This is a genomic window from Denitrobaculum tricleocarpae, assembly GCF_007004665.1.
In the GTDB taxonomy this organism is placed as follows: Bacteria; Pseudomonadota; Alphaproteobacteria; order Kiloniellales; family Kiloniellaceae; genus Denitrobaculum; species Denitrobaculum tricleocarpae.
Window position 1 is genome coordinate 33,033 of the sequence record NZ_ML660053.1, and the last position, 20,335, is coordinate 53,367.

The following is a 20,335-nucleotide window of genomic DNA, read 5'->3' on the forward strand; positions in this document are numbered from 1 at the left end:
TTGCCCTAAATGTAAGTTTCGCCAGTTTTAAGCGGCCCCGGGGTGGAAAAAACCCTTCGACTCGCCGAGGCTATGCTTCCCCACGTGCTGCTGAAATCGCCGAAATAAACCCCTGCGACAGCACATCTTGTTGCATGACCGGAGTTAACCACAACATTTGCCTCACGTCACCAGATATTGTCTTAACAAAGGGTTAATTTATGGGTATCATGGGTGGTAAATTGTGATAAACATATGTATCAAAGATAGGTTATATATGGTGATAAATTGATTTTTTTCAATGGTTTAAGATTTCCCGTTCAAACTAACACAGCATGGTTAATTTATTTGTAACAACTTGTCGCACTCAACGGGCACAATCATAGATCTAGTGTTTGTCTCTCGTGTCCGGAGAACGCGATTTCGCGAAGCCGGCGAAGCGGTCGATCGAACAAAGGACACACGACCTTATCGAAGGTCGTATTCTGTAAAGGTGTGGATGCTAGTGTGATGCCGGATGCGGGGATTCATTGCTTCAAGTCCGTCTTGCATGCCTTGCGCACAGGGCCCAAGTCTTGATGATTGGGGCACTTTACCGGCGCTCGCGTTTGGCCAAAGCTGCTGGACTGCGGTCGGTCGAGGTGCAATAGTCCGGCTCAGTGAAGCGGATGTTTCAGAGGAAGAGGTTTTCATGGTTGGCGGCACGTTTGGCACGTGGCTTTACACCAAGCTCAAAGGCGAGCTGGTTGGTCAGGACGGGCAGGGCAATCGCTACTACCGAATGAAGGGCGGTGGCACTGTTCACGGTGACAGCCTGCGCAAGGAGCGCCGCTGGGTCTATTACGCCGGCGATGTTGAGGCGAGCCGGGTGCCTGCCGAGTGGCACGCCTGGCTCCATCATGGAACCGACGAGATTCCGCCTGAAGGTGGCCCGGAGAAGTATTCCTGGCAAAAAGAACATTTGCCCAACCAGACCGGAACGGACCAAGCCTACCGGCCGCCCGGGCATGCTTTCAAGGGCGGTGCCCGGGACAAGGCAACCGGGGACTACGAACCCTGGACGCCGGGCTGATCAACCCGGATGCCGTAGACCTGGACCGTCGCAACCATCGGGAACCAGGACGCGGGAATTCGCTCATGTCTGCGGCAGGGCACGGGCAGTAGCTATCAAGGAAATCGGAAGAGATGCGCAGAAATATTATCGAGACCATTATGGGCGGGATCGTCATCCTGGTCGCGGTGTTTTTTGTTGTGTTCGCCTTCAACAGTAGCGGTGTGGGGACGATCGACGGTTACCGCATCACGGCTGAGTTCGACGATGCGACCGGCCTGGCGCCTGGCACCGATGTCCGGCTGGCCGGCGTCAAGATCGGCACTGTGGTCGAGCAGAGCCTGAACCCGGACACCTATTTCGCTCAGATCGTTCTTCAGATCGATGAAGAGATCCAGCTGCCGGTCGGCACCTCCGCCCGGATCATTTCCGATGGTCTGCTTGGTGGCAACTTCGTAAGCCTGACACCGGGGGGCGATGACGAGAATATCCCGGCCGGTGGTGAAATCGAGTATACCCAGGGCTCGATCAACGTGGTCGACCTGCTGGGACGTTTCGTTTTCAGTGCCGCCGATTCAAACGGCGAAGGATCAAGCGACGCAGACACTCAGGACAATTTTTAGCAGACCGTGGGAATGATGAATTCGAACGGCGGAAAATCCGATATCCCCAAGCCCGATATCCCCCAACCCGATATCCCTACGTGGCGCCAACCCGATGGCACAGTGGTTTCTTGTCGGGAGAAGATCAAGGTGCTCAACGAAAATCTCGTCGAAATCCAGGAAATGGCTCAGGACGCTCTTGAAGATGCCATCCTGATGGGATGCGACGAACGTCAGGTCCGTGAGGTTCTCACGACGCTGATGGCGCGGCTTGATAATCCTTATGCGGAGAAAACGTCGCGGCCGGACAAGGCTGGAGAGGCTGAGGGTTCGGAATGAAGTCTCTCGCAACCTGGTTCGGACCCGCTCTCGCCGCCGGGTCGGTTTTTGCGCTGCCTCTGATCCAGGTGCCTTCTGGCTTGCTTGCGCAAACGACAGATCCGCTCGAGGCTCCGGCGGTTGATACGGAAGGTTCGGCTACGCCGGATGCAAGCCCTTTGCAACCTGAGGCACCGGTCGCGACTGACAGTGCAATCCTGCAGGGCTTGGACAAGATCACGGCCCGGGTTTCCGAGTTCGAAGCGCCGATTGGCGAAACCGTGTATTTCGGCAGTTTTGAGATCGTCGCCTACGCCTGCAAGAAGACGCCGCCGGAAGAGCCGCCAGAATCCACTGCTTTTCTCGAGATTACGGATGTGCGGCCGGATGAGCCCGCCAACGTTGTATTTAAAGGTTGGATGTTCGCATCGTCGCCTGCGCTCTCCGCTGTCGAACATCCTGTTTATGATGTCTGGGTGACAGGCTGCCGGGTGGCGCCGCCCGTAGTCAATCCCACGCCCGACGAAAATGCGGTTGAAGAGGTTACGCCTGGTGAAGAGCCTGCCGCGCAATAGCCCGCCGACGTGACCTCCGAGGACCGCTCGCTAAGCCAGCAAAGCCCGTTTGGTGTTATGAAGTCCCGCGCGTCGCCCGTTTGGGTTTTGCTGCCACGTTGGTCATTTCCAAAAGTTGCTGGCTGACCGTTTCGAACTTGTTCTGGAGATGACGCTTCAAAATATCCGCAAGCTGGGCGCCGTCCCGGGCTTCGAGAGCGACGATCATTTCCTCATGTTCGGCAACCGCCTGATCCCAACGATCGCGTGACATATTTGCGATGTATCTGGCGCGCCGGACGCGGCCGGCAAGGGAGCGGTACATTGTGATGAGGCTGTTGTTGCGCGAGCCCGCCAGAATAGCCTCGTGGATGTTCTGATTGAGTTGGAAGTAGGGCTTTAACTGTTCCTGACGGTAGTGCTCTATCATGCGTTTGTGCAAAGAACGCACGGCGGTAATTTCCCGAGCCGTCATATTCTGACATGCCAGTTCTCCCGCCAGCGCCTCGAGTGCGCCCATGACCGGAAAGACCTCCTCGAGATCTTCGATGGTAATCAGGCTCGCCGATGCGCCACGGTTGGGTGTGAGGGTCACCAGACCTTCGGATGCTAGAACCTTCAGCGCTTCGCGGAGGGGGGTGCGAGAGACTCCAAAGCGTTCACAGAGTTCTTTCTCCGGAATCTTCACGCCTGGTGCCAGATCGCCGTCGACGATCATTTCGCGAAGCCGGCCAACCAGCTCCTCATGTAAGGACTGGCGGACGATAGGTTGTTTCAAGGCGATAGAAGCCATTTCACGTGTTCCCGAAAGATCATTCGCAGATCTTCGTCAAAGCGACAGACATTTGATTTTTTGGTTTCTACTGCAGAATTGCAATAAAATCATGAAAATCATTATCCCTAACGTAACGCTGACTTCAAGATCTGAGCAACATGTTGTGCTTTTCGCTGGCTGCCGTCGGCGATCTGGTGACGGCAGGATGTGCCGTCGGCGATAACCAGGTCGTCAGGCGCGGCCTCGCGGACTTTGGGGAGGAGTGACAGCTCAGCCATCTGCAGCGACGTATCGTAAGTCTCTGTGCCATAACCAAAAGCGCCTGCCATGCCGCAACAACTGCTTTCGATGGTTTCGACCTTAAGATCCGGGATCAGGCCCAACACTCTTTGGACCGGCGTCAGGGCGGCAAAGGCTTTCTGATGGCAATGGCCATGCAGGAAGGCTTTTTCCGCCACCGGTTTGAGATCCAGGTTCAGATCGCCTGACTCCATCTCGCGACTCAGAAACTCCTCCAGCAGCACCGCTTGAGATGCGATCTTCGCGACCTGGCCTTGGCGGATCGAGTCGCCGGGAAAGAGTGCGCCATACTCGTCACGCAGCGTAAGCAGACAGCTGGGCTCCAGTCCGACAATAGGTACGCCCCGCTCGACGAAAGGCAAAAGAGCGTCTATGACCCGTTCCGCCTCAATCTCAGCTTCCTTGATCAGCCCGACCGAGAGAAAGGTGCGACCACAGCAAAGCGGCCGTTTGCTATCGGCTGCCTGGGCAAAGAGGACTTTGTAGCCACCCGCGCTCAGAACCGCCAGAGCGGCATGCAGGTTTTCGGGCTCGAAGTAGCGATTAAAAGTGTCGGCCAACAGCACCACTTCGCGTTTATCCGGCTCAGGTGCAGCCTCGCCCGTCATACCTGCCGCGCGTTCGTCAAAGCTGTCGCTGCGCCACTTCGGCAGCTTTCGTTTGGCTGAAAACCCGGTGACGCCCTCCATGACTTTTGCGAGTCCGGGAATGCGGTCGCGTAAGTTCGGCAGCCAGGGGGCTTTGGATGCATAGGACGCATAACGTGGCAGGTAGGCGACCAGCCGGTCGTGCAGGCCAAGGCCTTGCTTCCCGATCCTCGCGGCGAGAACTTCTGTTTTCATCTTCGACATATCGACGCCGGTCGGGCATTCGCGCTTGCAGCCTTTGCAGGCGACGCAGAGTTTCAGCGTCTCAATCATATCGTCTGAGGTCAGGGCATCCGGTCCGAGCTGACCCGAAAGCGCCAATCGCAGGCTGTTGGCCCGTCCGCGTACGCTGTCGCGCTCATCTTTTGTCACGCGGTAGGAGGGGCACATGACACCGGCGTCGAGTTTGCGGCAGGCACCATTGTTGTTGCACATCTCCACAGCGCCCTGAAAACCTCCCGCGGCGCCGGGGTAGGCGCTCCAGTCGAGCAGGCTTCGAAAATCCGCTTCCTTGTAATCTGCGCCGTAGCGCAGCAGCGCACGCTCGTCCATTTTCGGGGCGCGCACGATCTTACCGGGATTGAGCAGACCTTCCGGATCCAGGCGATCCTTAACCTCTTCGAAGCTTCGGATCATCCGTGTGCCGAACATGCGTTCGTGATGTTCCGAGCGGACAATCCCGTCGCCGTGCTCGCCGGAATGAGAGCCTTTGTATTCGGCCACCATGTCGAAAGCTTCTTCGGCGATGGCGCGCATCTTGCGCAGGTCTTCATCGAGCTTGAGGTTGAGCACCGGGCGGACGTGCAGACAGCCGACCGAAGCATGGGCATACCAGGTGCCACGTGTGCCGTGCTTATCAAAGATAGCGGTCAGCCGGGCGGTATATTCGGCGAGGTCGGTCAGGCGCACGGCGCAGTCTTCGACGAAAGAAATCGGCTTTCCTTCGGACTTCATGGACATCATGATATTGAGACCGGCCTTGCGCACCTCCATCAGTGCCGACTGTTCCGAGGGGTTTGTGATTTCAACCACACCGCCCCAGTGTTTCCCATCCTCGTTCCAGGCAAATCCCAGATCGCCCATGCGTTCGCCCAACTCTTTCAAGCGCCGCAGGTTTTCGTTCTGATCATCGCCGGCGAACTCGACCAGCAACAAGGCTTCGGGGTTTCCACGTACGACGCCTTCAATGGTCGGGCGGTACATGGCGACATCGCGCGCCAGGTCAATCATGGTACGGTCGACCAACTCCACGAAGGCCGGATCGAGCGAGACCAGATGCTGTGTGGCGTCCATGGCCTCGTAGAAACTGGCGAAGTGACAAACCCCAAGCACTTTGGTTTGCGGCAGTGGGGACAACCTCAATTCAATACGCGTTGAGTAAGCCAGGGTGCCTTCAGACCCGACCAGCAAGTGCGAGAGGTTGTTGCCGCCAGCTGTCTCGCCATTCAGCGCAGCACCGTTTCCTGGAATGCCATTTGCCGGAACCAGTGCGTCGATATTATAGCCCCCGACCCTGCGGGCAACGTCGGGAAAACGCTGTCTGATCTCTTCGGCCTCGCGAGCACCGAGAGCGAGCAAATCCCGGAAGAGGTCATGCTCCGGCGACGCCTTGTTCGCTGTCGCCAGATCTGGTGCGACCGGGCCGAAATGCAAAGGCGTACCGTCGGCGAGCAAGGCATCGATCGCATCAACGTTGTCGCGCATGGTCCCGTAGCGAATCGAGCGGCTGCCACAGGAATTGTTCCCCGTCATGCCGCCGATCGTTGCGCGGCTGGAAGTCGAAACGTCAACCGGGAACCAGAGGCCGTGGGGTTTAAGGGCCGCGTTGAGATGATCGAGCACGATGCCGGGTTCGACCACGCAACGACGGTTCTCGACGTCGAGCTCAAGCAGTTTATTCAGGTGCCTCGAAGTATCGATCACCAGGGCGTTGTTGACCGTCTGTCCGCATTGCGATGTGCCGCCGCCGCGCGGTAAAACAGGAACACCGGCATCGCGGGCGATGGCGAAGCTCTTGCGCACGTCCTCCAGGTTTTGCGGGACGATAACGCCCAGGGGCATCATCTGATAAACTGACGCGTCGGTCGCATAGCGTCCCAACGAAAAGGGGTCGAAGTGAGTCGCGCCCTGGATCTCCAAAGCCAGTCTGCGCTGGAGGCTGGAGTCCAGCTTCGGAGCCTGGGTCAGATTGTTCGTCATGGCACGTTCTCGGCAGAATTTCAGGCCATTTTCGCCTGATTATGTATAATCAGCTTGACTTGAAAAGTGAATTCATAATTCATTATTGCAACAATCGATCTGCCCGGCAAGCTACGATCCGCCGGGTGGACACAACACAATAAAGCCGTCGGCAGGCTCGTAAGAACGGAGAAACCCGTGAAGGCGCGCCGGGCCGAGCGGACTGTGGAGGAGAAGACTCGATGCGCAAGCAAGGTCGTCATTTCTTGCAAATCCCCGGGCCCACAAACGTGCCGGATCGGATCCTTCGCGCCATGGACCTGCCAACCATGGATCATCGCAGCCCCGAGTTCGGTGAGCTCGGACTGCGTGTCTTGAATGGCATGAAGACGATCTTCAAGTGTTCAGGCCCGGTTTTCATCTACCCGGCATCGGGAACGGGCGCCTGGGAAGCGGCGCTGGTCAATACGCTGAATCCCGGTGATCACGTCCTGATGTACGAGACCGGGCACTTCTCGACCCTCTGGAAATCCATGGCACTGAAGATCGGTCTTCAACCGGAGTTTCTTCAGGGTGATTGGCGCAGCGGCGCTGACGCAAATGCTATCGAGAACCGCCTGCGCGACGACACGGCGCATGACATCAAAGCGGTCTGTGTGGTGCACAATGAAACTTCCACGGGGGCCGTGACGCCGATTGATCAAGTGCGCGAAGCCATTGACGCAGCTGGGCATCCGGCGCTTCTGATGGTCGATACCATCTCCTCCCTGGCGTCGATTGACTATCGGCAGGACGAGTGGGGCGTGGATGTCACGGTCGGCGGTTCACAAAAGGGATTGATGTTGCCGCCGGGGCTCTCGTTCAATGCCGTGAGTGACAAGGCGCTGGCCGCCGCCAAGACCTGTGCCTCCATGAAGGCTTTTTGGTCCTGGGAGGACATGGCGGGCCCGAACGCGACAGGCTTCTTCCCCTATACGCCGGCGACCAATCTGCTCTATGGCCTCGCCGAGGCGATAGACATGCTGCACGAAGAAGGATTGGAGAATGTCTTCGCACGCCACGACCGGCATGCCGAAGCGACCCGCCGGGCCGTGCAGGCCTGGGGGCTCGAGATTCTCTGTAGTGAACCCAATCACTATTCGAGTTCACTGACCGCTGTGCGATTGCCGGAAGGGCATGATGCCGATGCCTTCAGAAAGGCGGTTGCCGAGAACTTCAACATGTCTCTCGGCAATGGTCTGAGCAAACTTGCCGGGCGGGTCTTTCGCATCGGGCATCTTGGGGACTTTAACGATTTAATGCTCGCGGGTACACTATCTGGCGTTGAAATGGGCTTGGAATTGGCGGCGGTACCCTTCGAACGCGGCGGTGTGCAGGCGGCGCTGAGCTATCTCGCGTCTGAAGCGCGGGGCAATGCCGGCGGACAAGAGGCTGCGGAATAAGGGGACTTACGAAATTACAGTGCGGAGCCGTTCCCGCCAAATGAGCCAATACAATAAGGCGGCATAATAGGAGGGTAATGATGAAACTTTTTAAGCTTTTAGCGACGACCACACTAGCTGTGGTTCTCTCGAGTTCTGCCTATGCAGATAAACTCCAACTGAAATTCGGTCATGTGGGGGCTCCGGGCTCTCTCTTTGCGGAATCCGCTGAGGAATTTGCCCGCGTTGCAAACGAGAAACTCGGTGATAAGGCCGAAGTCGTTGTCTTCGGTGCGAGCCAACTCGGGAAGGATAACGAGCTGTTGCAGAAGTTAAAGCTCGGTCAGATTCATTTCTCGCTTCCCTCGTCCGTCATGTCGTCGGTGTCCGACGAATTCGGTGTCTTCGAGATGCCATATATCATCAAGGACCGCGGTCACATGAAGCGCGTCGAGGGCGCCATCATGGATAGCGTTCTGCAGCCCGCCGCCAATGCCAAGGGGTACAGGATTCTGGCGCTGTGGGAGAATGGTTTCCGGCACATCACGAACAACACCCGGCCGATCAATGTGCCCGCAGACCTGGCGGGTGTGAAGCTGCGCACGCCGAAGGGAGCGTGGCGCGTCAAGATGTTCCAGCTGTACGGCGCGAACCCGACTCCGATGGCCTTTTCGGAAGTCTTTACCGCCCTGCAGACCGGCGTGATTGACGGTCAGGAAAATCCCTATGCGCAGATCTGGAGTGCAAAGTTCCAGGAAGTGCAGAAGTATCTCTCCGTCACCGGTCATGTTTACACACCGGCCTATGTTCTGACTTCTGAGAAGCATTTCGCGAGACTCCCTCAGGATGTACAGGATGCACTGAGCGCAGCCGCCCAGGAAACGCAGTCCTACGTATATGCGACGGCAGCTATGCTCGAGACCGATCTTCTGACCAAACTCAAGGATGGCGGCGTTGCGGTGAACGAAGCCGACAAAGCCGCTTTCGTCGAGGCATCCAAGCCGATTTATGACGAGTTCTCGACATCCGTCGACGGCGGCGCGGCGCTGGTCAAGACAGTTCTGGATCTGGCGAACTAAGCCGGTCCAATGAAAAAGCCGGTGCCGCGACGCGATGCTCGCGGCACCGGTTTCTGATCCGGACAGCGCGAAAACAGTCGCGCAGCACGATAAAAGAACGAGACAGGGGGCAGGCTTTTGCTTTCCGAGATTTCGCGCAGGCTCGACGCTGTCCTGCAATGGGTTTTGATATTCCTGATGATCAGTCTGACGGTCATCGTCGTCGTCGCTGTCATCTTCCGCAAGTTTGATGCATCGCTGTCGTGGTACGACGAGGTTGCTTCGATAAACCTCGCCTGGATCACCTATTATGGTGCAGCTCTGGCGGCTCTGCGGCGGCAGCACATTGGCTTTGACAGCGTCATTCTGGCTGTCCCTCCCGCCTTTCGTGTCGCAGCCGTTTTGATTGCCGAAGTTTTGGTGATCGGCTTCTTTATCGTGATGGCCTGGGCCGGCCTGGAGGTCCTCGATGTGCTGGAAGGGGAGACACTGGTCAGCCTGACCTGGGTTCCGATTCAGGTGACGCAGTCCGTCATCCCCATCGGGGCCATTCTCTTCATTGTTGCCGAACTCTTGAGTGCGCCGGCCTATTTCAAAGCCGTCATGAGCGGTCACTCAACGGAGCATCCCGACATAGACTTCGACAGCAGCGAGGGAGACGCCCGGTCATGATCGTGTTTCTGATGTTTGTGGCGCTTGTGGCCATGATCTGCCTGAACGTGCCGATTGCTGTCGCCCTGGCGATTTCCGGCATAATCGGCCTGGTGGCGACGGAGGGTACGGGCAGCCTGGTCACCGTCGCCCTGGATATGTACGACGGTTCGACCAAGTTCTCGTTGATTGCCATTCCCATGTTCGTGCTGGCCGGCGCGATTATGAATGCTTCCGGCATTTCGCAGCGCCTGATCGCTTTCGTGAGTGCTTTGATCGGCTTTGTGCGGGGCGGACTTTCCATGGTCAGCATCGGCGTTTCGCTGTTCTTCGCCGAGATTTCCGGTTCAGCGGTGGCGGATGTGGCCGCGCTTGGGTCGATCCTGATCCCCGAGATGAAGAAGCGCGGTTACAAAAAAGCCTTTGCCGCCGCCGTCACGTCATCCTCAGCATCGCTCGCGATTATCATTCCGCCGTCGATCCCCATGATCCTCTACGCAGTTTCCGCCGAGACTTCTGTCGAGCAGCTTTTCGTCGCAGGCGTGGTTCCGGGGTTGCTGGGGGCAGCGGGCTTGATGGGTGTGGCCTACATTTCTGCGCGCAGGTATAACCTGCCGATCGAGGAAGCCTTCAATCTGCGGCGGGTTCGCTCGACCTTCATCGAGGCCCTTCCGACCTTTACGCTCCCGGTCATTATCCTGGGCGGAATCTTCGGCGGCTACGTCACAGCGACAGAGGCCGCCGGCCTGGCAGTGATCGTCTCCATCATGATCGGCCTCTGGTATCGGGAAGTCGACTTCGGTCGGCTCAAAACTGCGATGCTCGAAGGCGGCATGCAGACTGCGGTGGTGATGTTGCTGGTTGCGGCCTCGGTTTTGATGGGCGGCTTTCTGACACGCGCGCAGATCCCACAGGAGATCGCGCAGTCGATCATCGACTTCACGAGCAACAAGTTTGTCATTCTGGCGATCCTGAATGTCTTTTTCCTGATCATCGGCTTCTTCCTCCATTCCGCCGCCGCGATCATTCTGGTGGTGCCGATTGTTGTGCCCCTCATCCAGCAGGCGGGGATCGATCCGGTTCACTTCGGACTGGTGGTGACGCTCAACCTGGCGATCGGGCAGCAGACTCCGCCAGTGGCCTCGGTTCTGATCACGGCCTGTTCCATTGCGAAGGCGAATATCTGGGACGTCAGCCGCATGAACCTGCCCTTTATCGGTGTTCTGCTCGCGGTTTTGATTCTCTGTACCTATGTTCCGCAGGTACCTTTGTTCCTGGTCGAATACTTCTACAGATAAGGAGGTGCCGTGACCGAGGAGATTCTCTACGAAGTCAACGACGGCATTGCCGTCGTGACTTTTAACCGCCCTCAGGCGCGCAATGCGCTGACCTTCGGCATGTACAGCCGCCTTGCCGAGATTTGCCGTGATGCGCCGGAAGCTGACGGCCTGAAGGCGATCATTGTCTGCGGGGCCGGGGATAAGGCCTTTGCTGCCGGAACGGATATTGCCCAGTTCCGGAGCTTTTCCACGGCTCAGGACGCTTTGGATTACGAGCAACAGATGGACCAGGTGCTGGGCGCGGTGGAGTGCTGTTCCGTGCCGACCATCGCCGCCATTCATGGAGCCTGCACTGGTGGTGGGGCGGGCATTGCCGCGGCCTGCGACCTGCGGATCGCGGCGGCTGACTTCCGCTTTGGCTTTCCGATTGCCCGCACCCTTGGAAACTGTCTCTCGATTGAAAACCTCTCCCGCCTGACGGCCCTGATAGGAGCGGGACGGACTCGCGAAATCATCTTCACCGCACGGCTGGTCGACGCGGAAGAAGCACAGGCGATTGGATTGATTTCCGAAATCCTTGAAGACCGCACGGCGGTCATGACGCGGGCCCAAGAGCTGGCGGATCTGATGTCCGGTTTTGCGCCCTTGACCCTGCGTGCGACGAAAGAGGGTTTACGCCGTCTGCGGGCGAAACAGGCTGATCTGGACGATCATGATCTAGTGGCGCTCTGCTACACGAGCGCGGATTTCAAGGAGGGGCTAGAGGCTTTTCTGGCGAAGCGTAAACCCGATTGGCAGGGGCGTTGAGCGATGTCTGAGAGACTGCAGGGTTTTCCAGCCGACCCGCCGACTGGCCCTCTCGCCGGAATGAAGGTGATCGAGCTCGCGCATATCATGGCCGGTCCGGTCTGCGGACTCATGCTGGCGGATATGGGCGCCGACGTCACCAAGGTCGAAAAGGCCAAGGGCGGTGACGATTCACGCCGGTTCCTTCCTCCTGATATCGAGGGGGAATCCGCGGCCTTCATGATGATGAACCGCAACAAGCGCGGCATAGCGGTCGACTTGAAGTCGGAAGCGGGGCGGGAAGTTCTTCTGCGGTTGCTGAAGGATGCGGACTGCGTCATAGAGAACTATCGCCGCGACACCATGCAGAAGCTCGGGTTGGGCTACGAGACGCTGCGCGAACTCAATCCTGGTCTGATCTATTGTGAAATTTCCGGCTTCGGCCGCACGGGGCCCTACGCGGACCGTGGGGGATTCGATCTGATCGCGCAGGGCATGTCCGGGCTAATGGCGATTACAGGCGAAGGGTCCGGTCGTCCGCCGGTAAAGGTCGGTGCGCCGGTCTCCGATATCACTGCGGGCATTCTGGCGGCCATGGGGTGTGCCTCCGCATACGCCCACAAGCTGAAGACCGGCGAGGGGCAGCGGGTCGATACCTCCTTGTTCGAGGCGGCCATTACACAGACTTACTGGCAGTCTGCGATCGCCTTCGCGACGGGCGAGTCCCCTGGTCCCATGGGATCCGCGCATCCCTTGAACGCGCCCTACCAGGCCTTCCAGACCAAAGATGGCTGGGTCAATCTCGGTGCGGCAAATCAAACCAACTGGGAGCGTGCACTTGGCGTTCTTGGCGCGAACGAGCTGCAGCAGGATCAGCGCTTTGAGAGCAATCAGGCACGAATGACACATCGTCTGGAACTGGAGGAGGTGTTGAACGGATACTTCCGACAGCGCACGACCGCAGAATGGATCGAAGCACTGGAAGCGGCTGGCGTTCCGGCAGGTCCTGTCCTGTCAATTCGCGAGATGCACCAGGACCCCCAGGCGCTGGCGCGCGAAATGGTGGTGGAGACCAAGCATCCTGTGGCAGGCAACGTCAAGAGCATTGGAGCGCCCGTCAAGTTTCATGGGTCGCCCGGTGGCGTCAAGCGATCGGCGCCGCTCTTCGGCCAGCATACATGCGAAGTGTTGGAGCAAGCCGGTTTCAGTCACGAGGAAATCGCGTCCTTTATTTCCGACGGCGCGGTCATTGCAAGTGACAGGCTGTAGGCGATCTGTTTTTCTGCAGGTCAGCTCACTCCAGCAGACAGAAACACTGTACACCTCATTACAAAACAGGAACTTCCATGACCGACCTAACACTCGAGAAAGCACGCGTGATCATCAGCACTGCCCTGTCCAGGGGGCGTGAGATGGAACTCAATCCCCTCACGGTTGCCATACTGGATGCAGGCGGGCAGTTGAAGGCGCTCGAGCGTGAAGACGGAACCTCAACCTTGCGGACAAAAATCGCGCAGGGTAAGGCGAATGGGGCGCTGGCTGTGGGGGCTGGAACACGGACGCTGTTCAAACGGGCTCAGGAGCAACCCTATTTCGTCGATGCCCTCAACGGTCTGGCCGACGGCAATATAGTTCCTGTTCCCGGTGGCGTTCTGATACGTGACAGTGACGGAAAGCCGGTTGGTGCCGTTGGTGTGACCGGGGACAGCTCTGACAATGATGAGATTTGCGCGGTCGCAGGTATCGAAGCCGCTGGTTTCAAGGCGGACGTCGGCTAAAACTAAGCGCCGAGTCGCTTCGTAACGGAGGAGGCCATGAAACCCGAAATCGTCGTTCTCTCGCGTTTGGGGCCTCCAGAGGTCATGGAAGCCCTGGAAGCTTCCTATCAGCTCCATTGCCTCTGGGAAGCCAGCGATTGGAGAGCCGCTTTGATGGCGGCGTCATCCGCGCGTGGCCTGGTGACGACCGGCAGTCTCGGTGCCGATGCCGCCCTGATCGACGCGCTCCCGGCGCTTGAAGTGATTTCCATTAACGGTGTCGGACTGGATGCCGTGGACCTGCCTGCCGCTAAGGCCCGCGGCATTGCCATCGGTTACACCCCCGGCGTTCTCACCGAAGGCGTAGCGGATATGGCCGTCGCGCTCATTCTGGCCGCAAGCCGCAAGCTGGTGCAGGGCGATCGCTTTGTGCGAGATGGCACCTGGGCTGGTGGCGAGAAACTTGCGCTGGGCTGGAGCATCCGTGGCAAGGTCGTTGGATTTCTGGGGTTCGGCCGGATCGGCCGAGAGGTCGCCCGCCTGCTTTCCGTTTTCGGGATCAGCGCGCTCTACCATGAGCCGGAAGCTTTGGAAGGCGTGGCGGCGGACTATTGCAGTGACCTGGCCGCAATGGCTGAAGCGAGCGACGTCGTCGTGGTCTGCTGTGCCGGCGGCGCAGCGACCCGGAATCTGGTCGACGCGTCGGTTCTCAAGGCTCTTGGATCAAAGGGGCTTCTGGTCAACATCGCCCGGGGCTCGGTGGTGTGCGAGCCGGACCTCATTGCCGCACTGCAAGCCGGGCATCTGGGGGGCGCTGCCCTTGACGTTTTTGCTGATGAGCCGCAGATACCCGCGGCGTTGCAGGTCATGGAGAACGTCGTTCTCACACCGCATATCGCCAGTGGGACGGCCGAGACCCGGCTCGCAATGGGACGGCTGGTTGTGGAGAATCTGGCTGCCTATTTCTCCGGTAAACCTTTGTTGACGCCTGCACCGATGGATGGGCTTTAATCCGCAGGGCGGCGCCGTATATCATTGATTGGCGCCGTTATTCTGTCTCACGGAGTATTTTGTTTAACCGCATCTATGCGAATAAAAACCCGGGGGTCGGAAATTGCTTGGATTTAGGCGATTTTTTAAGGGGATAGTACCAGAACCGGCGGAATTCAGCGGTTGCTATGACTTATCTCTTCTTAGCGCATAAATTGCCCTTACTTAACACTTGGACAAGTAGTGTTTATGCGCAAAGAATGCTTGTGTTGCGGCAGTCCTCTCTTTAGGACTTCGCAAGAAAATTTTACGGCTGCGCTTCGGTTCCAGCCGAGTAAGAGTCTGGTCGTTTTTCTTTAAATTGAAGAAAAACGAGAACCAGGCTTTTTGTCAGATAATCGGGGGACGACAGGCGTTCTTGACGACTTTGGTCAGGGGCGCTCGTGCTCTAGGAGGATTATGTATGGCTGGCAAGCTGCCGATGGCTGTAATTGGGGCGGGTCATTTTGGCAAGTTCCATGCGCAGAAGGTCGCTGCGTCACAGCACGCAGAGCTTGTTGCGGTCGTTGATATCGACATTGCGCGTGCGCAGGAAATTGGCGGACCTCTCGGTGCAGAGGCATTGAGCGATTACCGAGAGCTTTTCGGTAAGGTCGAAGCGGTTTGTGTCGCGGTTCCCACCCATAGTCATCATGCGGCGGCAAGCGACTGCCTTTCCGCGGGCCTGCATGTTCTGATCGAGAAGCCCATCGCCGATACCCTTGAAGCGGCTGACGCACTGATCGAACTGGCCAAAGACAACGACCGGATTTTGCAGGTTGGCCATCTCGTGCGCTTTTCCGGCGTTGCGGCTGCTTTGCGCAGCCACGCCACCCGACCGCTCTATATAGATTCTTTGCGCATCACACCGTTTCAGGGCCGGGGCACGGACGTGAATGTTATCCTGGATTTGATGATCCACGATATTGATCTGATCCTGTCATTGGTGGATTCACCGATTACGGACATCGATGCGGCGGGCGCGCCTGTCTTTACGGAGAGCGAAGACATCTGCAACGCCCGGGTCAAGTTTGCCAATGGCTGTATTGCCACGATCACCGCCAGCCGTATCAGCTTTAAGACCGAGCGGCGCATGCGGATCTTCCAATCCAACAACTATCTCAGCGTGAATTTCGACGAACAGTCTCTCAACGTCGTGAAGCGCTCGGATCAGGGCAACGTCTTTCCAGGCGTGGATATCGCGGAGCATCGCTATGAAGAAGTCGATGCGCTCGAGCAGGAAATCGAGAGCTTCATTGCCTGCATTCGTAAGAAACGTCAGCCCCTGGTCGGCGGGGTCGAGGGACGTCAGGCCCTCGAAGCGGCCCTGATCGTGACGCGCAAGCTGCAGGAGCATGCGCGGTTTGTCATGGGGGCCAACAGCGGCTCCGACTTTGGATAGTTCGTCAAACACTGCACCCGGTCTGGCAACTTTGATCCGAGTTTCGCCCAGGTTCAGCGCAGCATGGGAACGATGGTGAGTGCCAACAAAGATCCCATTGCGATGTTGAACCATTTGAGACGAACCGGATCTTCGAGGAAAGACCTCAGCATGGTGCCGAAACCGACCCATGTCGAAACGCTGGGGAAGTTCACCACCACGAAGGCCGCCGCGATCATGAAGACGGAGAGGTAAGGCGCATTCGGGTTGCTGTAGACCGTCATAGCCGTGATGGCCATCATCCAGGCTTTCGGATTGACCCACTGAAATGCCGCCGCCGCCACAAAGGTCATGGGCGAGGAGCCTGTCTCCGTTCCGGTTTCACCAATAGAACGGGACATGGCGATGCGCCATGCGAGGTAGAGCAGGTAGCTACCGCCGAGAAACTTGAGAACAATGCTCAGTGCAGGAAAGCTGGTCAGAAGAGCGCCGAGCCCAAAGCCGACGCATAGCAACAGCGACCCAAAGCCTGCGGCGATCCCGAACATATGCGGCACGGTCCGCCAGAAGCCGAAATTCACGCCGGAGGCCAGTAGCATGACATTGTTCGGCCCTGGTGAGATCGAGGACACGAAGGCGAAGGTCAGCAAGGCAAGGAAGCTATCGACCGGCATGGGCTCACTCCAATAAGGACAGTAATGCTGACATAATTGGAGTGAGCTGTAAACGAAGACATTGCCCCGATACAATCTGCTCTTGGGATATCTTTGCGGTTGCTACCCGCGCATGCGCTCTGCTTTCGGATCGAACAGCGCGTCGGTTATCATCCTGGCTTTGCAGTGCTTGCCGAGGATTTCGATCTCAACTTCGCGTTCCTCCGTAATCAGTTCGACGGGCAGGAAGCCAAGCGCCACAGATTTTCCTGCATGGTGAGCGAAACCGCCCGACGTGACAAAACCAACGACCTTGCCGTCGTGCCAGATCGGCTCGTCGCCCCAGGTGTCGGCGTCTTCCGCCTCGACAACAAATGTGCAGAGGCGCCGTTTTGGTCCTTGCGCTTTTTCCGCCAGAGCCGCTGCTTTACCGATAAAGTCGGCGGGCTTGTTGTAGGAAACGAAGCGGTCCATGCCGGTCTCGACCGGCGTATAGTCCGGTTTGAATTCCCGCATCCAGGAGCCGAAGGCTTTCTCCAGACGCAGGCTCATCATGGCACGCATGCCGAAGGGGCGAAGACCGAGATCAGCCCCCGCCGCGCTCAACGTTTCGTAGAGCGCAATCTGATCCTCGGCATCCACATAGATCTCGTACCCGAGATCGCCCGTGTAGGAAACCCGCTGGACCAGGGCCCGGCAAAGGCCGATATCCATTTCCCGGATCGCCATGAAGGGAAAGGCTTCATTTGAGACCTCGGCCATGGCCACGCGGTCCAGGAGCGTGCGGGCGTTGGGGCCGGCAATCTGGAAACCAATGCGCCTGGTCGAAACGTTTTCGATCGACACGCCTTCCTCGGGCAGATGCTGCCAGAACCAGCGCAGGTGATAGGCCTGGGCGCCGAAGGAAGCCGTTAACTGGAATGCTTCTTCCGCCAGGCGCGAGATGGTGAAGTCACCGATCAGTTTGCCCTTTGGGCTCAGCATGGGTGTCAGGGACAGACGTCCGACCTTCGGGATACGCCCGGCCATGATCCGGTCGAGCCAAGCTTCCGCGCCAGGGCCGGTGACCAGATACTTTCCAAAGTTATGGATTTCGTTGATGCCGACGGCTTCACGCACCGCTTTACATTCCTGGGCCGTCGCTTCGAAGGCATTGGAGCGGCGGAAGGATGGCGTTTCGAAAAGGGGTTCGCCTTCCGGTGCGAAGTAGTTGACCGCCTCCATGCCATAGGCCGTGCCGAAGACCGCGCGCTGTTCCTTCCAGATGCCGTAGGCCGGCGTGGTCTGATAGGGCCGGGCCGCGGGCAGCTCTTCGTTCGGATAGCCGACAGAAAAGCGGCGCTGGTAGTTCTCGCGCACCTTGGCCCGGGTGTAGCCGGGGGAGATCCAGTCACCGAAGCGCGCCACGTCCATGGCGAAGACATCGCGGGAAGGTTCGCCTTCGACCATCCACTCGGCGAGGGTAAGGCCGACGCCGCCGCCCTGGCTGAACCCGGCCATGACCGCGCAGGCGGACCAGTAGTTCCGCAAACCCGGAACCGGGCCGACCAGCGGGTTGCCGTCCGGTGCGAAGGTGAAGGGGCCGTTGATGATCGTCTTGATGCCCGCGCGCTCCAGAACCGGATAGCGCCTGAATGCCAGTTCCAGGGAGTCACCGATCCGGTCAAGCTTGTCCGGCAGAAGTTCGTGCCCGAAATCAAGTGGTGTGCCCTCGACTGCCCAGGGATCGCAGCTCTGTTCGTAAAAACCGATCACCAGGCCACGGCCTTCCTGGCGCAGATAGCTCTCGCCTTCCGGGTCCATCACGTGGGGAAGTTCGCTGTCGCGCTCGTAAACGTCGGGCGTCTCTTCGGTGACCAGATACTGATGCTCCATGGGATGGAGCGGCAGGTAGATCCCGGCGAGCGCGCCGACTTCGCGCGCCCAGAGCCCGGCTGCGTTGACGATGTGCTCGGCAATGACCGTGCCCTGTTCAGTGACGATTTCCCAGGAACCGTCCGGACGTGGGTTGGTCTCAACTACGGGCGTGCGTAGGACGATCTCGGCACCGGCATTGCGCGCGGCTTTGGCATAGGCATGGGTGGTGCCCGAGGGGTCCAGGTGACCATCCAGCGGATCGTAAAGCGCGCCAAGCACACCTTCGGTGTTGGTGATGGGCGAGAGTTTCCGGATTTCTTCCGGGCCGACGATCTCAGTGTCCAGGCCCATGTAGCGGTGCTTGGCGCGCTCGGCCTTCAGGAAGTCCATGCGGTCGGGTGTGGTCGCGAGGGTCAGTCCACCGACGTGGTGCAGACCGCAGGATTGCTCGGAGAGTTTTTCGAGATCCTTGTAAAGCTCGATCGTGTAGCCCTGCAGGGCCGCCATGTTGGTATCGGCGTTCAGTGTGTGAAAACCGCCCGCCGCGTGCCAGGTCGAACCGGAGGTCAGCTCCGAGCGTTCGATCAGCATGACGTCGCTCCAACCAAGTTTGGTCAGGTGGTAGAGGACACTGCATCCGACGACACCGCCGCCGATTACGGCTACCCGGGTATGGCTTTTCATCACCCTGTCTCCCATTTTTTGCGTCTAGCCCAAGACTGAAAAGCTCGAATCCTGGTTGATTTCCCGATTTCGCGAGTAGAAGCCGATCGAAACGCTTTGATCGATATTCTCAAGATGGAACATGACCGGATCCTTGTCGTGATCCGCGCCGTTCTCGCAGGCCTCGATCAGGGTCGCCATCATCTTCCCCGCCACCGGGGCGTTCTTGAATTGATTGCCGCTGGTTCCGATCGCGACATAGAAGCCGGGCAGGTCGGTCTTGTCGTAGATCGGAATCCAATCGTCGGTCACGTCGTAGAGCTCGACCACGCCCTTCATCCGGGACGGAATTCCCATTTCGGGAAAGCGCTGGGCCATGCGCATGGCCTGCACCTGCCACTGGTCCGTGAAGTCCCGGTTGAAGTTGTCCGGATCGACCCATTCGCGGGTATCGCACTCCGGGTCTTCGGAGCCGATCAGGATATGGTTGCCCAGTTCGGGGCGGCAGTAAGTGGCGATATCGCTGTCCGAATAGACGTAGCCCTCGGCTTCGAAGTCGAAACCTTCGGGTGAGGGCACATGAGCAACCTCGTGGCGCAGCGCGCGGGTTTTCATTTTCATGGCCTCAAAAACGCCGGCCATCCGGTTGATCTTGCTGGAATGCGGGCCGGCCACATTGACCACGACCGAGGCATCGATCTGTGTGCCGTCTTTCAGCGTGATGCCGGCGGTCCGGCCGTTGGCCTGACGGATTTCCGTCACCTCGGCGCCGTATAGAAACTCCGCGCCTTTTGCCTTGGCCGCATGCTCGGCGTTTTGAGCGGAGAGGGCCGGGTCACTGACGTAACCGCCGCGCGGGAAGAAGACACCGCCCGACACCGAGTCACCCGTAGGCTCGCAAAAACCCGGATCGTCCGGACGTTTTGCCGGGCCGAACAGCCGGGTGTCCATGATCGGCAGCTTGGCCTTCATCTGCGCGGGCGTAAGGTGTTCGTAGGGGCACCCGATGCGGTCCATGATCTCGCAGATCTTCGAGAGATTTTTGTTGTGCTCGGTTTTGACCACGAGGCAGCCGGTATCATGATACTTGATCATGCCGCGTGGATCTTTACTGCCCAGATACTCCGCCCAGTCTTTCCAGTAGTACCAGCCTTCGTAGGCCAGCGCGCAGGTATCGAAGACGGAGTAGTAGGTGCGGATGATGGCGCAGGAGCCTGAGGTCGAGCCGTATCCCGCCATCGCGTTCTTGTCGACGTTCAGGGTCTTCAGGCCCTTCTTCGCCATCTCGAAAGCCGTGCAGGCACCGATAACGCCGGCGCCGATGATGATGGCATCGTATGATTTCGCCATTTTTGATTCTCCCTGCTGCTGCCCTCCAGCCATCCACTTTCCGGC

General features: G+C 58.4%; 18 protein-coding genes. 13 read left to right on the top strand and 5 right to left on the bottom strand.

Translation table 11 applies throughout. From position 1 onward, the window contains the following. Nucleotides 1-670 precede the first annotated feature (670 nt). From FKG95_RS04970 to FKG95_RS04985, 4 genes are all read left to right on the top strand, one after another. Nucleotides 671-1,051, top strand: coding sequence for an NADH:ubiquinone oxidoreductase subunit NDUFA12 (locus FKG95_RS04970; RefSeq protein ID WP_142895240.1), 381 nt, complete (start codon nt 671-673; stop codon nt 1,049-1,051). Between the two features lie 113 nt (nt 1,052-1,164). Further along, nucleotides 1,165-1,653 carry an outer membrane lipid asymmetry maintenance protein MlaD gene (gene mlaD, locus FKG95_RS04975; RefSeq protein ID WP_142895241.1) on the top strand — a complete coding sequence of 163 codons (489 nt, stop codon included), beginning with the start codon at nt 1,165-1,167 and terminating at the stop codon, nt 1,651-1,653. A gap of 12 nt (nt 1,654-1,665) precedes the next feature. Beyond that, nucleotides 1,666-1,971, top strand: coding sequence for a hypothetical protein (locus FKG95_RS04980; RefSeq protein ID WP_342779196.1), 306 nt, complete (start codon nt 1,666-1,668; stop codon nt 1,969-1,971). Then, on the top strand, nt 1,968-2,525 hold the full coding sequence (locus FKG95_RS04985) for a DUF2155 domain-containing protein (protein ID WP_142895242.1): 558 nt from the start codon (nt 1,968-1,970) through the stop codon (nt 2,523-2,525). The genes FKG95_RS04980 and FKG95_RS04985 overlap by 4 nt, the downstream gene beginning before the upstream one ends. 55 nt (nt 2,526-2,580) lie before the next feature. On the opposite strand, the gene FKG95_RS04990 is transcribed toward FKG95_RS04985, so the two are convergent. Together FKG95_RS04990 and FKG95_RS04995 are read right to left on the bottom strand one after the other, a co-directional pair. Then, a complete protein-coding gene (locus FKG95_RS04990; RefSeq protein ID WP_142895243.1) occupies nt 2,581-3,297 on the bottom strand; it encodes a GntR family transcriptional regulator in 717 nt (238 codons plus the stop codon). A gap of 107 nt (nt 3,298-3,404) precedes the next feature. After that, nucleotides 3,405-6,425, bottom strand: a complete 3,021-nt coding sequence (locus FKG95_RS04995) for an FAD-binding and (Fe-S)-binding domain-containing protein (protein ID WP_142895244.1) — start codon at nt 6,423-6,425, stop codon at nt 3,405-3,407. A gap of 221 nt (nt 6,426-6,646) precedes the next feature. Here FKG95_RS04995 and FKG95_RS05000 point away from each other — a divergent pair, with 221 nt between their 5' ends. The 9 genes from FKG95_RS05000 to FKG95_RS05040 all read left to right on the top strand — a co-directional run bounded on the left by FKG95_RS05000 (nt 6,647) and on the right by FKG95_RS05040 (nt 15,788). Further along, nucleotides 6,647-7,846 carry a pyridoxal-phosphate-dependent aminotransferase family protein gene (locus tag FKG95_RS05000; protein ID WP_142895245.1) on the top strand — a complete coding sequence of 400 codons (1,200 nt, stop codon included), beginning with the start codon at nt 6,647-6,649 and terminating at the stop codon, nt 7,844-7,846. A 77-nt stretch (nt 7,847-7,923) separates the two neighbouring features. Then, the gene (locus FKG95_RS05005) at nt 7,924-8,904 is read left to right on the top strand and encodes a TRAP transporter substrate-binding protein (protein WP_142895246.1); all 981 of its coding nucleotides are present in this window, start codon (nt 7,924-7,926) and stop codon (nt 8,902-8,904) included. 117 nt (nt 8,905-9,021) lie between these two features. Next, nucleotides 9,022-9,555 carry a TRAP transporter small permease gene (locus FKG95_RS05010; protein ID WP_246116692.1) on the top strand — a complete coding sequence of 178 codons (534 nt, stop codon included), beginning with the start codon at nt 9,022-9,024 and terminating at the stop codon, nt 9,553-9,555. Next, complete coding sequence (locus tag FKG95_RS05015) at nt 9,552-10,832, top strand: TRAP transporter large permease (protein WP_142895247.1); 1,281 nt, start codon at nt 9,552-9,554, stop codon at nt 10,830-10,832. Before FKG95_RS05010 ends, FKG95_RS05015 begins: the two co-directional genes overlap by 4 nt. 9 nt (nt 10,833-10,841) lie before the next feature. Then, complete coding sequence (locus tag FKG95_RS05020; protein ID WP_142895248.1) at nt 10,842-11,621, top strand: enoyl-CoA hydratase/isomerase family protein; 780 nt, start codon at nt 10,842-10,844, stop codon at nt 11,619-11,621. A 3-nt stretch (nt 11,622-11,624) separates the two neighbouring features. Next, entirely contained in the window at nt 11,625-12,869 is a 1,245-nt protein-coding gene (locus FKG95_RS05025) for a CaiB/BaiF CoA transferase family protein (RefSeq protein ID WP_142895249.1), read from the top strand. A gap of 77 nt (nt 12,870-12,946) precedes the next feature. After that, a complete protein-coding gene (locus tag FKG95_RS05030) occupies nt 12,947-13,378 on the top strand; it encodes a GlcG/HbpS family heme-binding protein (protein ID WP_142895250.1) in 432 nt (143 codons plus the stop codon). A 36-nt stretch (nt 13,379-13,414) separates the two neighbouring features. Further along, nucleotides 13,415-14,368, top strand: coding sequence for a 2-hydroxyacid dehydrogenase (locus tag FKG95_RS05035; protein WP_142895251.1), 954 nt, complete (start codon nt 13,415-13,417; stop codon nt 14,366-14,368). Nucleotides 14,369-14,810: 442 nt separating this feature from the next. Continuing rightward, a complete protein-coding gene (locus FKG95_RS05040; protein WP_142895252.1) occupies nt 14,811-15,788 on the top strand; it encodes a Gfo/Idh/MocA family protein in 978 nt (325 codons plus the stop codon). 53 nt (nt 15,789-15,841) lie between these two features. Here the strand turns inward: FKG95_RS05040 and FKG95_RS05045 are convergent, their stop codons facing one another. The 3 genes from FKG95_RS05045 to FKG95_RS05055 form a co-directional block, all read right to left on the bottom strand. After that, entirely contained in the window at nt 15,842-16,441 is a 600-nt protein-coding gene (locus FKG95_RS05045; protein WP_142895253.1) for a LysE family translocator, read from the bottom strand. A 102-nt stretch (nt 16,442-16,543) separates the two neighbouring features. After that, the gene (locus FKG95_RS05050) at nt 16,544-18,961 is read right to left on the bottom strand and encodes a GcvT family protein (RefSeq protein ID WP_142895254.1); all 2,418 of its coding nucleotides are present in this window, start codon (nt 18,959-18,961) and stop codon (nt 16,544-16,546) included. 24 nt (nt 18,962-18,985) lie between these two features. After that, nucleotides 18,986-20,290, bottom strand: a complete 1,305-nt coding sequence (locus FKG95_RS05055) for an NAD(P)/FAD-dependent oxidoreductase (RefSeq protein WP_142895255.1) — start codon at nt 20,288-20,290, stop codon at nt 18,986-18,988. Nucleotides 20,291-20,335 lie beyond the last annotated feature (45 nt).